15 protein-coding genes and 1 tRNA gene are annotated in these 16132 nt (G+C 39.2%); 1 reads left to right on the top strand and 15 read right to left on the bottom strand.

Annotation, left to right across the window (positions count from 1 at the left end):
* Positions 1–192 precede the first annotated feature (192 nt).
* The 14 genes from H541_RS0109110 to H541_RS0109045 all read right to left on the bottom strand — a co-directional run bounded on the left by H541_RS0109110 (position 193) and on the right by H541_RS0109045 (position 15129).
* Positions 193–885 (bottom strand): MgtC/SapB family protein, encoded by a 693-nt coding sequence (locus H541_RS0109110; RefSeq protein ID WP_022797008.1) that lies wholly within the window; start codon positions 883–885, stop codon positions 193–195.
* A 70-nt stretch (positions 886–955) separates the two neighbouring features.
* The gene (locus H541_RS12225; RefSeq protein WP_022797007.1) at positions 956–1687 is read right to left on the bottom strand and encodes a histidine phosphatase family protein; all 732 of its coding nucleotides are present in this window, start codon (positions 1685–1687) and stop codon (positions 956–958) included.
* 61 nt (positions 1688–1748) lie between these two features.
* Complete coding sequence (gene smpB, locus H541_RS0109100) at positions 1749–2210, bottom strand: SsrA-binding protein SmpB (protein ID WP_022797006.1); 462 nt, start codon at positions 2208–2210, stop codon at positions 1749–1751.
* Between the two features lie 3 nt (positions 2211–2213).
* On the bottom strand, positions 2214–4616 hold the full coding sequence (gene rnr / locus H541_RS0109095; protein ID WP_022797005.1) for a ribonuclease R: 2403 nt from the start codon (positions 4614–4616) through the stop codon (positions 2214–2216).
* 163 nt (positions 4617–4779) lie between these two features.
* A complete protein-coding gene (locus tag H541_RS0109090; protein ID WP_022797004.1) occupies positions 4780–5484 on the bottom strand; it encodes an alpha/beta hydrolase in 705 nt (234 codons plus the stop codon).
* A 268-nt stretch (positions 5485–5752) separates the two neighbouring features.
* Positions 5753–5986, bottom strand: coding sequence for a preprotein translocase subunit SecG (secG, locus tag H541_RS0109085; RefSeq protein WP_022797003.1), 234 nt, complete (start codon positions 5984–5986; stop codon positions 5753–5755).
* 26 nt (positions 5987–6012) lie between these two features.
* Positions 6013–6627: a 50S ribosomal protein L25 gene (locus H541_RS0109080; protein WP_022797002.1), complete on the bottom strand. Its 615-nt coding sequence runs from the start codon at positions 6625–6627 to the stop codon at positions 6013–6015.
* A gap of 323 nt (positions 6628–6950) precedes the next feature.
* A complete protein-coding gene (locus tag H541_RS0109075) occupies positions 6951–7808 on the bottom strand; it encodes an NAD(P)H-binding protein (protein WP_022797001.1) in 858 nt (285 codons plus the stop codon).
* A 167-nt stretch (positions 7809–7975) separates the two neighbouring features.
* On the bottom strand, positions 7976–9274 hold the full coding sequence (gene eno / locus H541_RS0109070) for a phosphopyruvate hydratase (protein ID WP_022797000.1): 1299 nt from the start codon (positions 9272–9274) through the stop codon (positions 7976–7978).
* 141 nt (positions 9275–9415) lie between these two features.
* Complete coding sequence (gpmI, locus tag H541_RS0109065) at positions 9416–10951, bottom strand: 2,3-bisphosphoglycerate-independent phosphoglycerate mutase (protein ID WP_022796999.1); 1536 nt, start codon at positions 10949–10951, stop codon at positions 9416–9418.
* Positions 10951–11706: a triose-phosphate isomerase gene (tpiA, locus tag H541_RS0109060; RefSeq protein ID WP_022796998.1), complete on the bottom strand. Its 756-nt coding sequence runs from the start codon at positions 11704–11706 to the stop codon at positions 10951–10953. The genes gpmI and tpiA overlap by 1 nt, the downstream gene beginning before the upstream one ends.
* Before the next feature lie 23 nt (positions 11707–11729).
* The gene (locus tag H541_RS0109055) at positions 11730–12920 is read right to left on the bottom strand and encodes a phosphoglycerate kinase (protein WP_022796997.1); all 1191 of its coding nucleotides are present in this window, start codon (positions 12918–12920) and stop codon (positions 11730–11732) included.
* 140 nt (positions 12921–13060) lie between these two features.
* Complete coding sequence (gene gap, locus H541_RS0109050; protein WP_022796996.1) at positions 13061–14062, bottom strand: type I glyceraldehyde-3-phosphate dehydrogenase; 1002 nt, start codon at positions 14060–14062, stop codon at positions 13061–13063.
* A gap of 32 nt (positions 14063–14094) precedes the next feature.
* Entirely contained in the window at positions 14095–15129 is a 1035-nt protein-coding gene (locus tag H541_RS0109045; RefSeq protein WP_026501750.1) for a sugar-binding transcriptional regulator, read from the bottom strand.
* 291 nt (positions 15130–15420) lie between these two features.
* Between H541_RS0109045 and H541_RS0109040 the strand changes: the two genes are divergently transcribed.
* Positions 15421–15492: transfer RNA gene (locus H541_RS0109040), tRNA-Arg, on the top strand.
* A gap of 181 nt (positions 15493–15673) precedes the next feature.
* Here the strand turns inward: H541_RS0109040 and H541_RS0109035 are convergent.
* The coding region (locus H541_RS0109035; protein ID WP_022796836.1) for an IS30 family transposase at positions 15674–16132 on the bottom strand (459 nt) is incomplete at its 5' end.

Here is a 16132-nt window from a genome sequence, read left to right as displayed (position 1 = left end):
CACCTAGTATTGCCTCTACTATTCTCATAAATAGCTCCTTTAACACTTGTTAAAAAACACTTTTTGGTCAACAAAAAAAGCGACAACAACAGTCGCTCTTCATTAGTCTAGGACTTGTAAGCACCAGGCTCCTTATCCATTCAATAATCCAATGCAATAATCCAATGCAATAACCCAATGCAATAGCCCAACTCAATAGCCCAACCATTTAACTTTTGACACGCTCTCATTTCGAGCAATATCCTCGCTCAGCGTTACCATTGAAAGATCCTTTGGCACTTCGATGGTATAAATGCCTTGGTACAGATTTCGCTCTTTACTGTATGTCGCACTAAACTCTACTGATTGGATTTTGATATCATGGTCTTTAAAATAAGCATCAATAAACTCACTCGTTGCTTCTCTTTCATAGTATTCGATCTCAATTTTTCGCATCACAGGAATATGGACAACACGTTTAATCAATGTCAATACAATAAGAATAATGACCGTTCCCATCAACGCAATATCATAATAGCCTTGACCGATTGCTATGCCCAAGGCTGCAACTGCCCATAAAGAAGCTGCTGTGGTCAACCCATTGATTTCTCGATTACTCACGATAATCGTCCCTGCACCTAAAAAGCCGATGCCACTGACGATCTGGGCAATAATACGCCCCTGATCAACCGTGACACTTGGTGCCAAATCGGGATTACTTTCAATCATGGCTAATGAATCGTAAAACAAATGCTCTTGGATTAATGTGATGATAGCTGCACCAACACATACCAAGATGTGCGTCCGAATTCCCGCTGGTCTATTCTTGTACTCACGATCAAAACCGATCAAACTAGAGACAAAAGCCGCAACGATCAAACGAATCGCAATAGCAGTCATTGACATAAGACATTCCCCCTAGTCCAACTCCAATGCGTTAATACTGTCAACAGCACACTCTTAGTGAGTGGTGTTTTTATTGATACATTGCAATGTCTAATTCATCAAACGGATCATCAGAAACATTAGCATTATCTGCAAAATGGCTAGTTTGATTCAAGGCTTTTAAATGAAATTTGCCATCATAATAATCTGTCACAGTGACCGCAGCATTTTCGATTGGTGTTTCAAGTGAAAAATCAGGAATCAATTCATGCATGATGTTTCTGATGGTCATCCCATGACTCACAATCAAGATATTTTGATTAGTTTCACGATGTCTCTTTAATACGGTGATTAAACCTCTTTCAACCCGTGACCAAAACTCATTGAAGTTTTCAGCCAAATGATTCTCATCCGCAATCTTAAAGGCATTCAACTCTTTCAAGACAACATCTTTACTGCCTCTGTCAAACGGTTTTCCTTCATAGCCAACTTCTCTAACTTTATGCCAAACTTCCTTACCAAAGAGGCCTTCAAATGTCCCAAAAAAGACTTCGCGGAACTCAGGCATCATATGGATGGTCTGATGACCATCGTTGTAATCATTATACTTGAGTGCGAGTTGGGCAGTTTCAACTGTCCGTCTCAGGTCGCTGGTATAAACGGCATCAAACTTGATATCTTTCAGGCCATATCCGCTTCTTAAAACGTCGATCCTTCCTTTATCAGTCAGGGGTGTATCAGACCAACCTTGCATACGCTCTAACATATTAAAATATGTTTGCCCATGCCTCATAAAGTATAAAGTTACTCCGTTTTTCGTCATTGACAAATTCCTCCTATAAAATGATGTAAGTGGTCAGGTCAGCAATCAGCCATTTTAGTCCTCAAAACTGCTTCATTTCGCGATCAATATCTCTCTTTTGGGCTTTGTCCCTTAAACTTTGACGTTTGTCATAGTTTTTCTTACCTTTAGCTAATCCGATTAGAACTTTAGCAAAGCCGTCTTTGATGTAGACTTTTAATGGAACAACGGTTAAACCTGATTGTTGGATTTCTTGATTCAATTTGATGATCTGTTTTTTGTGTAGTAACAGCTTGCGATCACGTAACGGATCATGATTAAAGATATTACCTTGTTCAAATGGGCTGATATGAACATTTTTTAGCCAAGCTTCTCCATTACGGATGCTAATATAGCCATCTTTCAGATTGATTTTGGCCTTTCTGACCGATTTAATCTCGGTGCCGTAAAGTTGCATGCCGGCCTCAATCGTTTCTAAAATAAAGTAATCATGACTAGCTTTACGATTTTGTGCTAATACTTTAGACTCTTTTCCCTTTGGCATAGGCTACCGTCTCCCTTGCCTCTTTTGATATGATTTCTTTTTCTTTGATTGTTTTCCTTTTTTTCGGTTGTCAGAAAAACTATTCTTCCCTTTACCCTGTTTCTTGTTGTTTCGGTGATTACTAGGATAAGCATTCTTTCCTGATTGTCCTGATTGTCCTGATTGTCCTTTATGTCCTAATTGACTCGATTTATCAGTTGATTGGCCGTGATTAGCCGATCCCTTTTCTTGCCCCTTTGGCAACACTAATTCGAAGTCTATTTCGCGGGACTCAATATCTGCACGACTCACGCGAACCGTAATCGGATCTCCAATCTTAAAGGATTTGCCCGTTCTTTCACCCACTAATGTCATATGGCTATCAATATAATTATAGTAGTCATCATTCATGGTTGAAATATGAACTAAGCCCTCTACAGTATTTGGTAATTCGACAAACAAACCAAACTTCAAGACTGAACTGATAACACCAGGGAATACTTCACCAACATGTCCAGCCATATATTCGGCTTTCTTCAATTGATCCGTATCCCGTTCAGCTTGAACAGCTTTACGTTCCATTAGCGACGAGTGTTCCGCAATGTCACCCAACTGACTTTCTAAACGGTGTTCTTCTTGGTCATTCAACTCAGTCCCATGTTGCTCATAGAACCGAATCATACGGTGAACAATCAAATCAGGATACCGTCTGATAGGCGATGTGAAATGGGTATAGTCTGGACTTGCCAATCCAAAGTGACCAAGCGGTTCCGTCGAATACTTGGCTTGTTGCATAGAACGAAGCATCATGATCGACACCAGTGGTTCAAAAGGCTCACCCTTGATTCGCTTCAACAGTGCTTGTAAGGCTTCTGGTCGGACTGATGTGCCATCTAATTCGATAGATTGCCCAAAAGCCCTGATAAATTCCATAAACCGTAAAATACGATCATTACTTGGTTGCTCATGGATACGATAAAGGAAAGGAACTTCTAGATCTTTGAAATGCCGTGCAACTGTTTCATTTGCGGCTAACATGAAGGACTCAATCATCTTCTCTGCTTCGCCTCGTTCTCTAGCAGTGATTTCGATAGGATGTCCATCATCGTCTAACTTGATGACAGCTTCAGTCGTTTCAAAATCGATAGCGCCACGATTTTCCCGATGGCGGCTCAAGATTTCGTGTAATCCTTTCATACTTTCGTACCACGGTAATAAGCCTTGGTATTTAGCTAATGTATCAGGATCATGACTAAAAATCAGATTTACCTCATCATAAGTCATCCGATAATCAGAATTGATGACAGTTGGAAATATCTTATAAGATACTTGGTCGCCATTCTCATCAAATTCCATCTCACACCCCATCGCTAGACGGTCCACATGTGGATGTAACGAACAAATCCCATTAGAAAGACGTTGTGGCAACATTGGTACGACCCGATCGGTGACATAAACACTCGTGCCCCGTTCATAAGCTTCTTGATCAAGCGGAGACCCCTCTGTCACATAGTAAGAAACATCTGCGATATAGACGCCTAGTTTATAATGACCATTATCTAACTGTTTGAAGCTGATGGCATCATCCAAATCTTTGGCATCCGCGCCATCGATTGTGATTGTTAATTGATCTCTAAGATCAATCCTTCCAGATAATTCATCGGGATGGATCGTATCTGGAACTTTTTTGGCATCAGTAATGACTTCTTCTGGAAATTCGTCTGGTATGCCTAGCTCAACCAAGATACTCAGAATATCGACTCCTGGTGCATCTTTATACCCTATTTCTTCTTTAACAATCCCGACCAATTGTGCAGGATGTTGTCGGGTTGGATACTCTGTTATCTCAACTAAAACGACAGTTCCTGTTACTGGTTTCAAACCGCTATCGGTGATTAAACACTTGAAGGGTGCTAAATGTTTATCTTGAGGGACGATATAACCAATATAATCGTCTGAAATGCGGTCATCTGGCGAAAATAAGGTGAATGTGCCCACTAATTGTGTAACACCATGGCGCACTACTCGAGTAATTTTACCTTCTGGTCCCTTAGTTTGTCCGGGACGTGCTTGCCGTGTAATTTTGATTGCTACAGTATCACCATCTAAAGCAGCAAAAGTGTCTCGTTTATCGATATAAACGTCTTGTGCTTCTTCATCTGGCAAGCTAACAAATCCAAACCCTTTTTCATGTCTTGAAAATGAGCCAACAATTTCATCAGGACGATGGTGAGTCGTACTGGCAAATTCTCCTTGATCTGTAATCGTGATTTCGCCAGATTTTTCCAACGTTGCTAAATCCTTGACGAGTTGTTTAAAGTCATCTGCTGAGTGTGCCTCAAAGTTTTGGGATAAATCTCTGACATTATATGCTTTCTGATCGTTCTTAAAAAATGCTCTAATTTTTGGAATAAATGATTGTGACACTTACCCACCTCCTTAAATCCTATGTGGTGCATTTTAAAAATGCAGGTCACTTCTAGTAATAAACGTTTTAACTGATAGTTTTCTTCTTTAATAATACAACACTACTAACACAACACTACTAACACAACACTACTATCATAACAATTTTAAGTATTATTTGCTTTTATAGGGAATTTAGATAATCAACCAAATCTTGCTCAAATGTATGTCGATCTGGTCCAAAGGTCAATACATGTGGACTATTAGGGTACCACAACGTTTTGACAGAAGTATTCACTAATAATGTTTCAGCTTTTTCTGCCACTCGTGGATCTACAATCTCATCTTTACCACCTTGTACCACCAAGAAAGGCGCTGTGATTTTCGACAAGTTTTGTTCTACCTCTGTCGTTAGAGCTTTAATCCGATTAAATTGACCAGTTATCACTTCTGGCTCAATTGGATCATGGCCCAAACGAGACACATATGTCTTAAACTCATTCATCAACTTGCTTTTTTCGTTGTCAACATGAGCAATTGGTCCTGCAAAACTGCCCCCCGCAAAAACTGCTAGTCGTTCACAGGCATCTGTTGCCAGCAATCCTCCCAAAGAGAGCCCCATTATGACAATTTTCTCATAGCCATCAGCGACCATCTTTTCATAGGCAGTCGTGACATCCTCGCGCCACTGATTAGGATCTGGTCTCAAGCAATCCATGGGATCTTTCGTTCCATGGCCGGTTAAACAGGGTAAATAGACACTATAACCTACACGATTAAGCTTTAAAGCTAATGGATGCATGTAGGTTGGATTTCCCGTAAAAGCATGAATCAAGATGATTGCTATCTTATGATTACCTTCTAAAAACTGGTCTTCGTCCGTTCTCAAACGTCTAATCTCCTTTAAGTCATTGTCTTACCTTCATTTTAACTGATTTGTTGCCATAAATAAAAGAAATCAAGATTTAGATACCCTTACATGAGTAAACAATGGCATAAGTTATGGTTTATACCTGAATAAGAAAAAAAACAGCCAAGCTATAGAGCATTTTTATTCTTTGAGGCTTGGACCCTATTAGTGGTAATCTAATAGGGTCCTTTTGCACTGAAAGATTCAAAAATACGTCATATAACTTAGACTGTTTCAAAAAATCTGTTTAATGATTGATCAAATATTCTAAGACGATCGTTAATACGACAAATACCGTGCCTAAAATAATAGTCAACCGAATTAAAAACGCCTCAAAACCACGAGCTTTTTGTTTTCCAAAAAGTTGTTCAGCTCCCCCAGATAATGAGCTTGCCGCGTTGGTTTTGGATGGTTGTGCCGCTACGACGATGATCAAAAGCACTGACACAACAATCAGAAAGGCAAGTGCGATATCATACATCAGCTAGCCTCCTATATTCTGAAGAATTATTCTTCTTCGTCAGCTTCCCCAATAACTTCTGGTTCACTAACTTCGTCTCCAGCAGTTGTTTCTTCTTCCTCTTCAGCTTGTGGAGCCGCAACTGATGCTACAGTATAAGTAGGATCTGTCACAACTTCGATATCTGCAGGAATAGTTAAGTCAGCTACTGTTAAGTTATCACCTATTTCAAGGCTCGACGTGTCAAGCACAAATTCAGAAGGAATGTTATTTGGAGTTGTTTTAACTTCAACTTCTGATAAATGTTGTTCAACAGTCCCTAAAGTACGGCTTGGGCCATCTTCAAGAACAACTGGAATATTGACGGTAATTTTTTCACCGGCGATAATTGTTTGTAAGTCAACTGATAATAATTGACGTTTGATTGCTGAACGTTGGATTCCCTTCAACAATACTTGTTGTTTCTTGCCATTAACGTCAACATCAAATACAGCATTTTCACCTTGATCACGGATCAATAATCCAACTTCTAAACTATCAAGTGTTACATTTTGAGGTTCTGCACCATGTCCGTAGATTACGGCTGGTAAGCGACCTTCATTACGGTCACGTGTACTTGCACCAGACCCTGTTTTTTCTCGCAATTCTGCTTTTAATCCCATTACTAAACTTCCTCCTTGGATACTTCAATCATTGCTTGCTTAAGCATGGAATACTGTATGACACTTAGTCATTAAATTATCTTTCTGCCATCGTTTAGAAAAGAAAGTAACACACTGAGTTTGAGTGACAATTCTAAACAGGCGACAAGCATACAAATATACTTAAGCATACCCTACTATTATGACTTAAAACCGCAGAAATTTCCACTATTTCTGTGATATTTTTGCATCTTGTCTGACATTTTTAATAAAAAATGATTGAGCATCACCCTAAACACCGATACTTTTGGCCACCATAGCAGGTCAATGATCCCAAAGAAAAGTTATTTTCCTTCCAGCAAAGCTTCAATCCCCTTAGTCAAAGGAGTAACAGGTCTTCCTAATACTGCTGAAAGATCTTCACTAGAAACCGCTAAGTCTCCCTCTTTAATAAAGTCTTGACCAGCAATAACAAAGTCAATGGCTGCTTCAGGGATAGGGGTGGTTTTTAAATGCTCTCTTAAGCCTTCATCTGTCACCGCATTGACTGCAACTGGTTTTGAAACCACTTGGTTAATTAAACCTGCTAGATCACCATAAGTGATTAATGGCCCACCAAACTCATAAACAGCTTTTTGACCTTTGATTTGTGCTAACACCCTTGCCGCAGCTTTGGCATAATCTTCTTTCAGCGCCCATCCTGCCAGTCCTTCGGCAGAAGAATAATAGATTGGTTGTTGGTTAGCAGCGCCCAAAATAGTGCTTGTTTCATTTTCTAAATACCAATTATTCCGCAAAAAGGCATGGTCCAATTTGGCGTCTGAAATAAAATGTTCCGTCTGACGATGATCACTGGCAAGGGAAGACTTAGACTGTTCTGCATTTGGAAAACTGGTATAAGCAACAAATTCAACTCCAGATTTCTTCAAAGCTGTCACAACATTTTTGTGCTGCTCCGTCCGTCTTTCTAAACTACCGGATGAAATGAACAAGACCCGATCGATACCTTTAAAGGCCTCGATTAATGACTCTAAATCAAAATAATCCGCTTGCCGTAACTCAATCCCTAATTCTTTTAACTTGTGAGCTTTATCAAGAGATCGAACAGTCCCCACTATTTGACTCGCACCTACCAATTCACACAACTCTTTAATCGCATACCCTGCAAAACTACCCGTTGCACCTGTTACTAAATATTTCATCTGCTCACTCCTCTGTTTAATGCAATTCACTAACCTTTTTATAGCTTATTCAATTATAACTGATAATACGCATATTGTCTCATCATCAGTTTCGGGTAAATGGGATAAAAAAAAAGAGAGTCGGAAAATCCGACTCTCTAACACTAGTTGTTGAAGACTTCAACAGCTTATTTGTTGTTTAAGTTGTAGAATGATTTTATACCATCGTAACGAGCGACATCACCAAGTTGATCTTCAATACGTAACAATTGGTTGTATTTTGCAATACGGTCAGTACGTGATAGAGATCCAGTCTTAATTTGTCCAGCGTTAGTTGCAACTGCGATATCCGCAATAGTTGCATCTTCTGTTTCACCAGAACGGTGAGATACTACAGCAGTGTAACCAGCACGTTTAGCCATTTCGATAGCATCGAATGTTTCAGTTAAAGTACCGATTTGGTTCACTTTGATCAAGATTGAGTTAGCAACACCTAATTCAATCCCTTTTTCAAGTTTTCCAGTGTTAGTTACAAACAAGTCGTCACCTACTAATTGAACACGGTCGCCAAGGCGTTCTGTTAATTTCTTGAAACCTTCCCAATCGTTTTCGTCCAAGCCATCTTCGATAGAGATGATTGGGTATTTTTCTACTAATTTTTCGTAGAATTCGATCAATTCTTCATCAGTTTTTTCGCCTTCGCCTGAATCAGCTAAAACATAAACTTTACGTTCTTTATCGTAAAATTCTGAAGAAGCAGCATCCATAGCTAGTTTAACATCTTCTCCTGGTTTGTAACCAGCAGCTTCGATAGCTTCGATGATAACTTCAAAACCTTCTTCGTTAGACTTCAAGTTAGGAGCAAATCCACCTTCATCACCAACAGCTGTAGAATATCCTTTTGATTTCAAAATACCCTTCAATGCGTGGAAGATTTCAGCACCCATTCTCAAAGCTTCTTTAAATGTTGGTGCGCCAACTGGCATGATCATGAATTCTTGGAAGTCAACGCTGTTATCAGCATGTGAACCACCATTGATAATGTTCATCATCGGAGTTGGTAATACTTTTGTATTGAAGCCACCAAGATATTGATATAAAGGAATATCAATATAGTTTGCAGCTGCTTGAGCAACGGCGATTGAAACACCAAGAATAGCATTAGCACCTAATTTTGCTTTGTTAGGAGTTCCATCAAGTTCGATCATTAATTTATCGATTGCCATTTGTTCACGAACATCAAATCCGATCAATGCTTCTGCAATGATATTGTTGACGTTGTCAACAGCTTTAGTAACGCCTTTGCCACCGTAACGGCTTTTGTCGCCATCACGTAATTCGATTGCTTCGTGTTCACCAGTAGATGCTCCAGAAGGAACGATTCCGCGTCCGAAAGCACCACTTTCTGTATAAACTTCAACTTCGACTGTTGGGTTACCACGTGAGTCTAAGACTTCGCGAGCTAAAATATCTGTAATAAATGGCATAATTGTCATTCTCCTTTGATTTGTTTTTTCCTACATTTAAATAGTATTGAATACTGCTTAAAAATGCAATGCTAAATCATGTTTGAAACGTTATCACAACGCAATTTTTAAGCAAATTCTCAGTTAACGGCCAAAAAGCTCTTAGTCCTTATTGATTAACGACCGACCTGTCATTTCCTCAGGTTGAGGAACGTGAAGAAGATCAAGCATTGTTGGAGCAATATCAGCTAATCGTCCATCGTTTCTTAATGTGACACCTTTTTTAGTTACTATACAAGGCACAGGTACAGTTGTATGAGCAGTATGTGGAGAGCCATCAGGATTTGCCATGGTTTCTGAATTACCATGGTCTGCGAAGATAATAGCTGAACCACCCTTAGCTAAAATCGCATCAACAACTTTTCCAAGATTTTCATCTACTGCTTCAATTGCTTTTATAGTGGGTTCAAGCATTCCAGAGTGGCCAACCATATCTGGATTGGCAAAGTTTAGGATAATTGCATCGTTCTCATCGTTTTGGATCGATTGAACTAATGCATCTCCAACTTCGTAAGCAGACATTTCTGGTTTTAAATCATAGGTTGCAACTTTTGGAGATGGAATCAAGATTCGATTTTCACCCTCAAATTCTTCATTACGACCACCGTTCATAAAGAATGTGACATGTGGGTACTTTTCAGTTTCGGCAATTCTTAGTTGTTTTAAACCATGCGTCGCTAATACTTCACCTACCACATTTTTCATTGGGATTGGTTTGAAAGCTACATCTGCTAAAACTTCAGGATTGTATAATGTTAAAGTGACCATCTTGAGATTATCAAGTGTTTCTCCTCGGTCAAATTCATCCCAGCTTTTTGCAGTCAAAGCTTTAGCCAATTGAATTGCCCGATCTGGACGGAAGTTGAAGAAAATAATCGCATCATTCGAATTGATTGTTCCAACAGGCTTACCGTTTTTTTCGATGACAGATGGCACTATAAATTCATCCGTTGTGCCATCAGCGTAGCTATTTAAGACTACTTCTTCAGGATCTTCAAACTTAGGACCTTCGCCATGAACAAGCGCATCATAAGCCAGTTTCACTCTATCCCATCGTTTATCCCGATCCATGGCATAGTAACGACCACTAACGGTAGCTATTTCACCTACGCCTGCTTCAGTTAACTTTTGAGCCACTGTTTTGATATATTCTGGACCTGCATGAGGGTCAACATCGCGTCCATCCATAAACGGATGAATGTAGAGTTTTTTGATCCCTTTGCTTTTTGCAAAATCGACAAGCGCCAATAAATGATTAATATGACTATGAACACCGCCATCTGATAGGAGTCCCATCAGGTGCAAGGCAGAATCATTTTTCAATGCATGGTCACAAGCTTCATTCAATTCTTTATTATCAAAGAAATCGCCATCTTGTATCGACTTGTCGATTCGAGTCAATGATTGGTAGACGATACGGCCTGCACCAATGTTGGTATGTCCAACTTCTGAATTACCCATTTGTCCAGCAGGCAATCCAACATCAAGACCCGCTGCTTTCAGAGTCGTATGTGGAAATTCTTTGTAATAACGGTCAAAATTTGGTTTTTTAGCTTGAGCCACCGCATTGGCTTCGACGTGATCAGGTTTCCACCCAAAGCCGTCAAGGATAATGATTGCTACTGGTGCTTTTGCCATTATTTTACTGCCTCCAATAACGCTAAGAATGAGTCTGGTTGTAAACTAGCTCCACCAACTAAAGCGCCATCGATGTTTTCTTTTGCCATATATTCAGCAATATTGTTTGGTTTTACAGAACCACCGTATTGGATACGAACTTTGTCAGCTACTTCTTTTGAAGTTAAGTCAGAAACTGTCGCTCTGATCACACCACACGTTTCATCTGCTAAATCAGCAGAAGAAGATTTACCAGTACCAATTGCCCAAATAGGTTCATAAGCTAATACGGATTTTGCGATTTGATCTTCCGTCAAACCTTCTAGTGCATTAGTGATTTGACCTTTGATCCAGCTTTCTGTTTCTCCAGCTTCACGTTGTTCAAGTGTTTCACCACAACAAATGATTGGAATCAAGTTGTTTGCAAAAATAGCTTTCGCTTTTTTGTTGATATCTTCATCTGTTTCGTGGAAATACTCACGTCTTTCAGAGTGTCCGATAATCACATAGTCAACGCCAAGATCTGCTAATGCTTCAGGGCTTGTTTCACCTGTAAATGCACCCGAATTTTCGAAATAGCAATTTTGTGCTGCTGATTTTAAGACAGAACCCTTACTAGCTTCAACAACAGAGAATAAATCTAATGCTGGAGCACCAACTACAGAATCTACTAAGTCTTCACTTGGGATTTTATCTTTAACGGCTAATACAAAGTCACGTGCTTCACTAACCGTCTTATTTAATTTCCAGTTACCTGCAATAATTGGTTTTCTCATGAATTGTCCTCCTAAAAAACTGTTTACTTATCTGAAATACTTTCGATACCTGGTAATGCTTTACCTTCAAGATACTCTAATGAAGCTCCGCCACCAGTCGAAATGTGACTGAATTTATCTTCAAAGCCTAATTGAATAGCTGCTGCAGCAGAATCGCCACCACCAATGATCGTTGTTGCATCAGGTAATTCAGCGATTGCTTGGCAAACACCAATTGTACCCTTAGCAAAGTTAGGGAATTCAAATACTCCCATAGGGCCATTCCATACAACTGTTTTAGCACCCTCCAAGACTTTTTTAAATTCTTCTATTGAAGCAGGGCCGCAGTCTAAGCCTTCCCAATCAGCTGGAATATCATCAACACTGACGATCTTAGCTTCAGCATCGTTTGCAAAATGATCAGCAATCACAACATCAGTTGGTAACACGATTTTGTCACCAGCAGTTTCAAGTAATTGTTTTGCTAAAGGCACTTTATCAGCTTCAAGTAATGAGTTCCCAGTTTCTTTCCCTTGAGCTTTCAAGAAAGTATAGGCCATCCCACCACCGATAATCACTTTATCAGCTTTTTTAAGGAGACTTTCGATCACATTGATCTTGTCAGACACTTTTGCCCCACCCAAAATCGCAATAAATGGACGTTTAGGATGATCAACAGCTGAGCCTAAGAACTTGATTTCTTTTTCCATCAAAAATCCAGCCGCTGATTCTAAGTTAGAAGCAATCCCAACATTAGACGCATGAGAGCGGTGTGCTGTACCAAAGGCATCATTGACGAACAAGTCGCCTAAGCTAGCCCAGTACTTTCCTAATTCTGGATCATTTTTAGATTCTTTTTTACCATCTAAATCTTCAAAACGAGTGTTTTCAACTAAAACAACTTCTCCAGGTTTAAGATCTTTGATCGTTTTTTCAAGCAAAGCTCCGCGAGTTTCTGGAACGAAGGTTACATCTTTCTTTAATAATTCTGATAAACGTTTCGCTACTGGACGAAGCGATAATTTAGCTTTATCTTCTTCGGTTTTGACCTTTCCTAAATGCGAGAATAATACCACTTTCGCATCATGGTCGATCAACCATTGAATAGTTGGTAAAGCTGCAACGATACGATTGTCATTGGTGATTTTCCCGTCTGCGATAGGAACATTAAAATCGGCACGTTCTAAAACCACTTTATTGGCTACATCTAAATCTGTTACTATTTTTTTTGCCATACTATTGCCTCCTCGATCATTATTGAATCCGGCAGAAATATATTCTACACCACTCGAACTCCTGTTAAAAATTCATAAAAAAAGGGGGAAGCGCGTAGCTCCCCCGCTTGAAGAATAGTTATTCACGTAAACTTAAGCGATTATAGTTTAGCGAAGTATTCTAATGTGCGTACTAATTGTGAAGTATAAGACATTTCGTTATCGTACCAAGCAACTGTTTTAACCAATTGTTTGCCAGCAACGTCTAATACTTTAGTTTGAGTTGCATCGAATAATGAACCATAGTTCATTCCAACGATATCAGAAGAAACGATCAAATCTTCGTTGTAACCATAAGATTCGTTAGTAGCTTCTTTCATTGCTGCGTTAACTTCGTCAACTGAAACTTCTTTGTCAAGAACTGTAACTAATTCAGTTAATGAACCAGTTGGAACTGGAACACGTTGAGCTGCTCCGTCTAATTTTCCGTTTAATTCTGGAATAACTAAACCAATTGCTTTTGCAGCACCTGTTGTATTAGGAACGATGTTAGCTGCTGCCGCACGTGCACGACGTAAGTCGCCTTTACGGTGAGGAGCATCCAAAGTATTTTGGTCACCAGTGTAAGCATGAATAGTTGTCATCAAGCCTTCAACGATTCCAAATTTGTCGTTCAATACTTTAGCCATTGGAGCTAAACAGTTAGTAGTACATGAAGCACCAGAGATTACTGTTTCGTCACCTTTTAAGATATCATGGTTAGTGTTGAAAACGATAGTTGGAACGTCATTTCCACCTGGAGCTGAGATAACAACACGTTTTGCGCCGCCTGCTAAATGTTTTTCTGCTTTTTCTTTAGAAGTGAAGAACCCAGTACATTCAAGTACGATTTCTACCCCTAATTCACCCCATGGTAATTCTTCAGGGTTTGGTTGAGAATAAACTTTTACTTCTTTGCCATTGACATTAAAAGATCCATCATGAACTTCAACAGTACCATTGAAACGACCTTGAGTAGTATCGTATTTCAATAGATGTGCTAATTGTTTTGAATCAGTAAGGTCGTTGATTGCCACCACTTCAATACCATCTACATCTTGGATACGTCTAAATGCCAAACGACCAATACGGCCAAAACCATTAATACCAACTTTAACTGTCATATTCCGATTTCCTCCTTAGGAAAATTTTTATTTTATAGGGGTTTCCCCTGTAAAATCTGATTAGCAATTTCCTCATCTATTACGAGCCACATATGATGATGAGGAACCATATGCATAAAGGCAACCAATGGGGCTACTTTTTCCCGACCACTAACAATAGCAATAGGATATTTTATCTTATCTAAATCAGATAAATGAAATCCTATCCGTGGCAACTTAACGACAGCCTCTCCCGAACTATTGAAGAATATACCAAAAGCCTCTCCTACCACTTGTCCCTCTTTCAACTCACTCATTACTTGTTGAGACAAGTTTCTTCTTAAAGCCATTGGTATGGCCTGACCAATACTGAATAAAACGACTTTCGCCTCTTTCAATTCCTTCAAAACCGCCTTAACAGTCGGTTCCTCAATCAAGGACTCATAAGTCTCTTGACTAACGTGTTCAGGAACAAAAAGTGATTGGTGCAAAGCATTGAGCTGTACTGCCATTTGCTCAGCTATAGTATTCGCCTGGATCAAATTTGAATTTCCGATCCCGCCTCGAGCTGGAATAAAATCCAATTCGCGGTTTCGTGCGAGTTTCTCCGAAAGACCACTACTCACATTTGCCAGAGTAGTTCCCCCCGTTACTGCTATTTTACTAAAACCAAACGGCAATATCCAATCTAACACTTGTGCTAATTGACTACTAGCTTCAAGTGGATAGTTCATATCTTTTACATCGCCGGGAACAATTCTGACAAACGCTGCACTCAATTGATCAGCAACAGCCTTTTCAGTATCAGTCATTGTCTTTTTCACCATTTGGTCTATGCTAGACTTTGCTAGATAATCCTTAGTGGTGTCTAATACAACGATGCCCTTTCTCGAAAAATCAACAAGCTGTTGATTTCTCAAAGCCTCTACCTCTGCGCGTATTGCACGTTCAGATGTTCTCAGCTCAAGGGCCAACCCACGACGCCCAATTGGACCATGTTCTTTCAAGTAATTCAGCAGATGGAAACGATGAAACAGTGCCTCTAACAAATCAGCTCCTAGGAGCCGAGATAACTGATACTGATCCATGAGTTTATCTACTCCCTTTTCTATAGGGACGTTTTTCATCCCATCAGATTATGCCTCTTTTTGAGACATAAAACACAAGAATTAGTGTTTCCAACTCCCTCTTACGGTATTAATATACCAATTTTCACAATCATTTGCAAGAAATAAGAGCAAAAAAAGTTCTATGGGTCTTATTTTGACCCACATCTATTCTTTTCGTGTGAAAGTGATTAGAATAGACTTTATTTTCCTTCATTTTGATGATATTTTATTGCTAATCATCTTATTTTTTTCTATAATAGTATAGTGTTTGTCGCCTTAGTGTAATGGATATCACGTAAGATTCCGGTTCTTGAGATAGGGGTTCGATTCCCTTAGGCGACATACTTTTGCTTTAATAGCTTTAAAAAGTGCTGATATAACATCATTTTTAACTCTCACTCAGCATTTTGTTCAGCATTTTAAAAAATGCCCAGTATTTTAAAGATAAAGAACTACAACAGTATTTTGTACCCAGTTCAACACTCTGAAATATTCAGAGTGTTTTTTTTAATACCTTAAATTGTCAAATTAAGTGTAACACAGTTTTATAAAAGATTTCATAAGGTGTTTTCCAATTCAAACATTTTTTGGGACGTGTATTTAATTTCGTTGCCCAACCTTGTATCTCTTCATCAGTTGCATCTGTCAAATCAACACTTTTCGGTGAGTACTCTCTAAGGAGTCCATTTGTATTCTCATTAGATCCTCTTTGCCAAGGGGCATGAGGATCTGGAAAATAAATTTGCGTATTATTTAATTCCTCAGTCAATCGGGCGTGTTGACTGAATTCTTTACCACGGTCAGGTGTAATGGTTTTACAAAAATTAGAATCAATACCTTGTAGTAATTTAATCATTTGGTCAACTACCGGCTTAGAAGCTTTATTCTCAGATTTACCGATTAGTAATAACCTAGATTTTCTATCAACTAGCGTTACTAAGCACGCTTTACCAGTTTGACCTGCAACTGTATCTGCTTCCCA

The organism is Bavariicoccus seileri WCC 4188 (assembly GCF_000421665.1).
Taxonomy (GTDB): domain Bacteria; phylum Bacillota; class Bacilli; order Lactobacillales; family Aerococcaceae; genus Bavariicoccus; species Bavariicoccus seileri.
The sequence above is the reverse complement of the archived record's forward strand: the minus strand, read 5'-3'. Positions and strand labels throughout refer to the sequence as shown.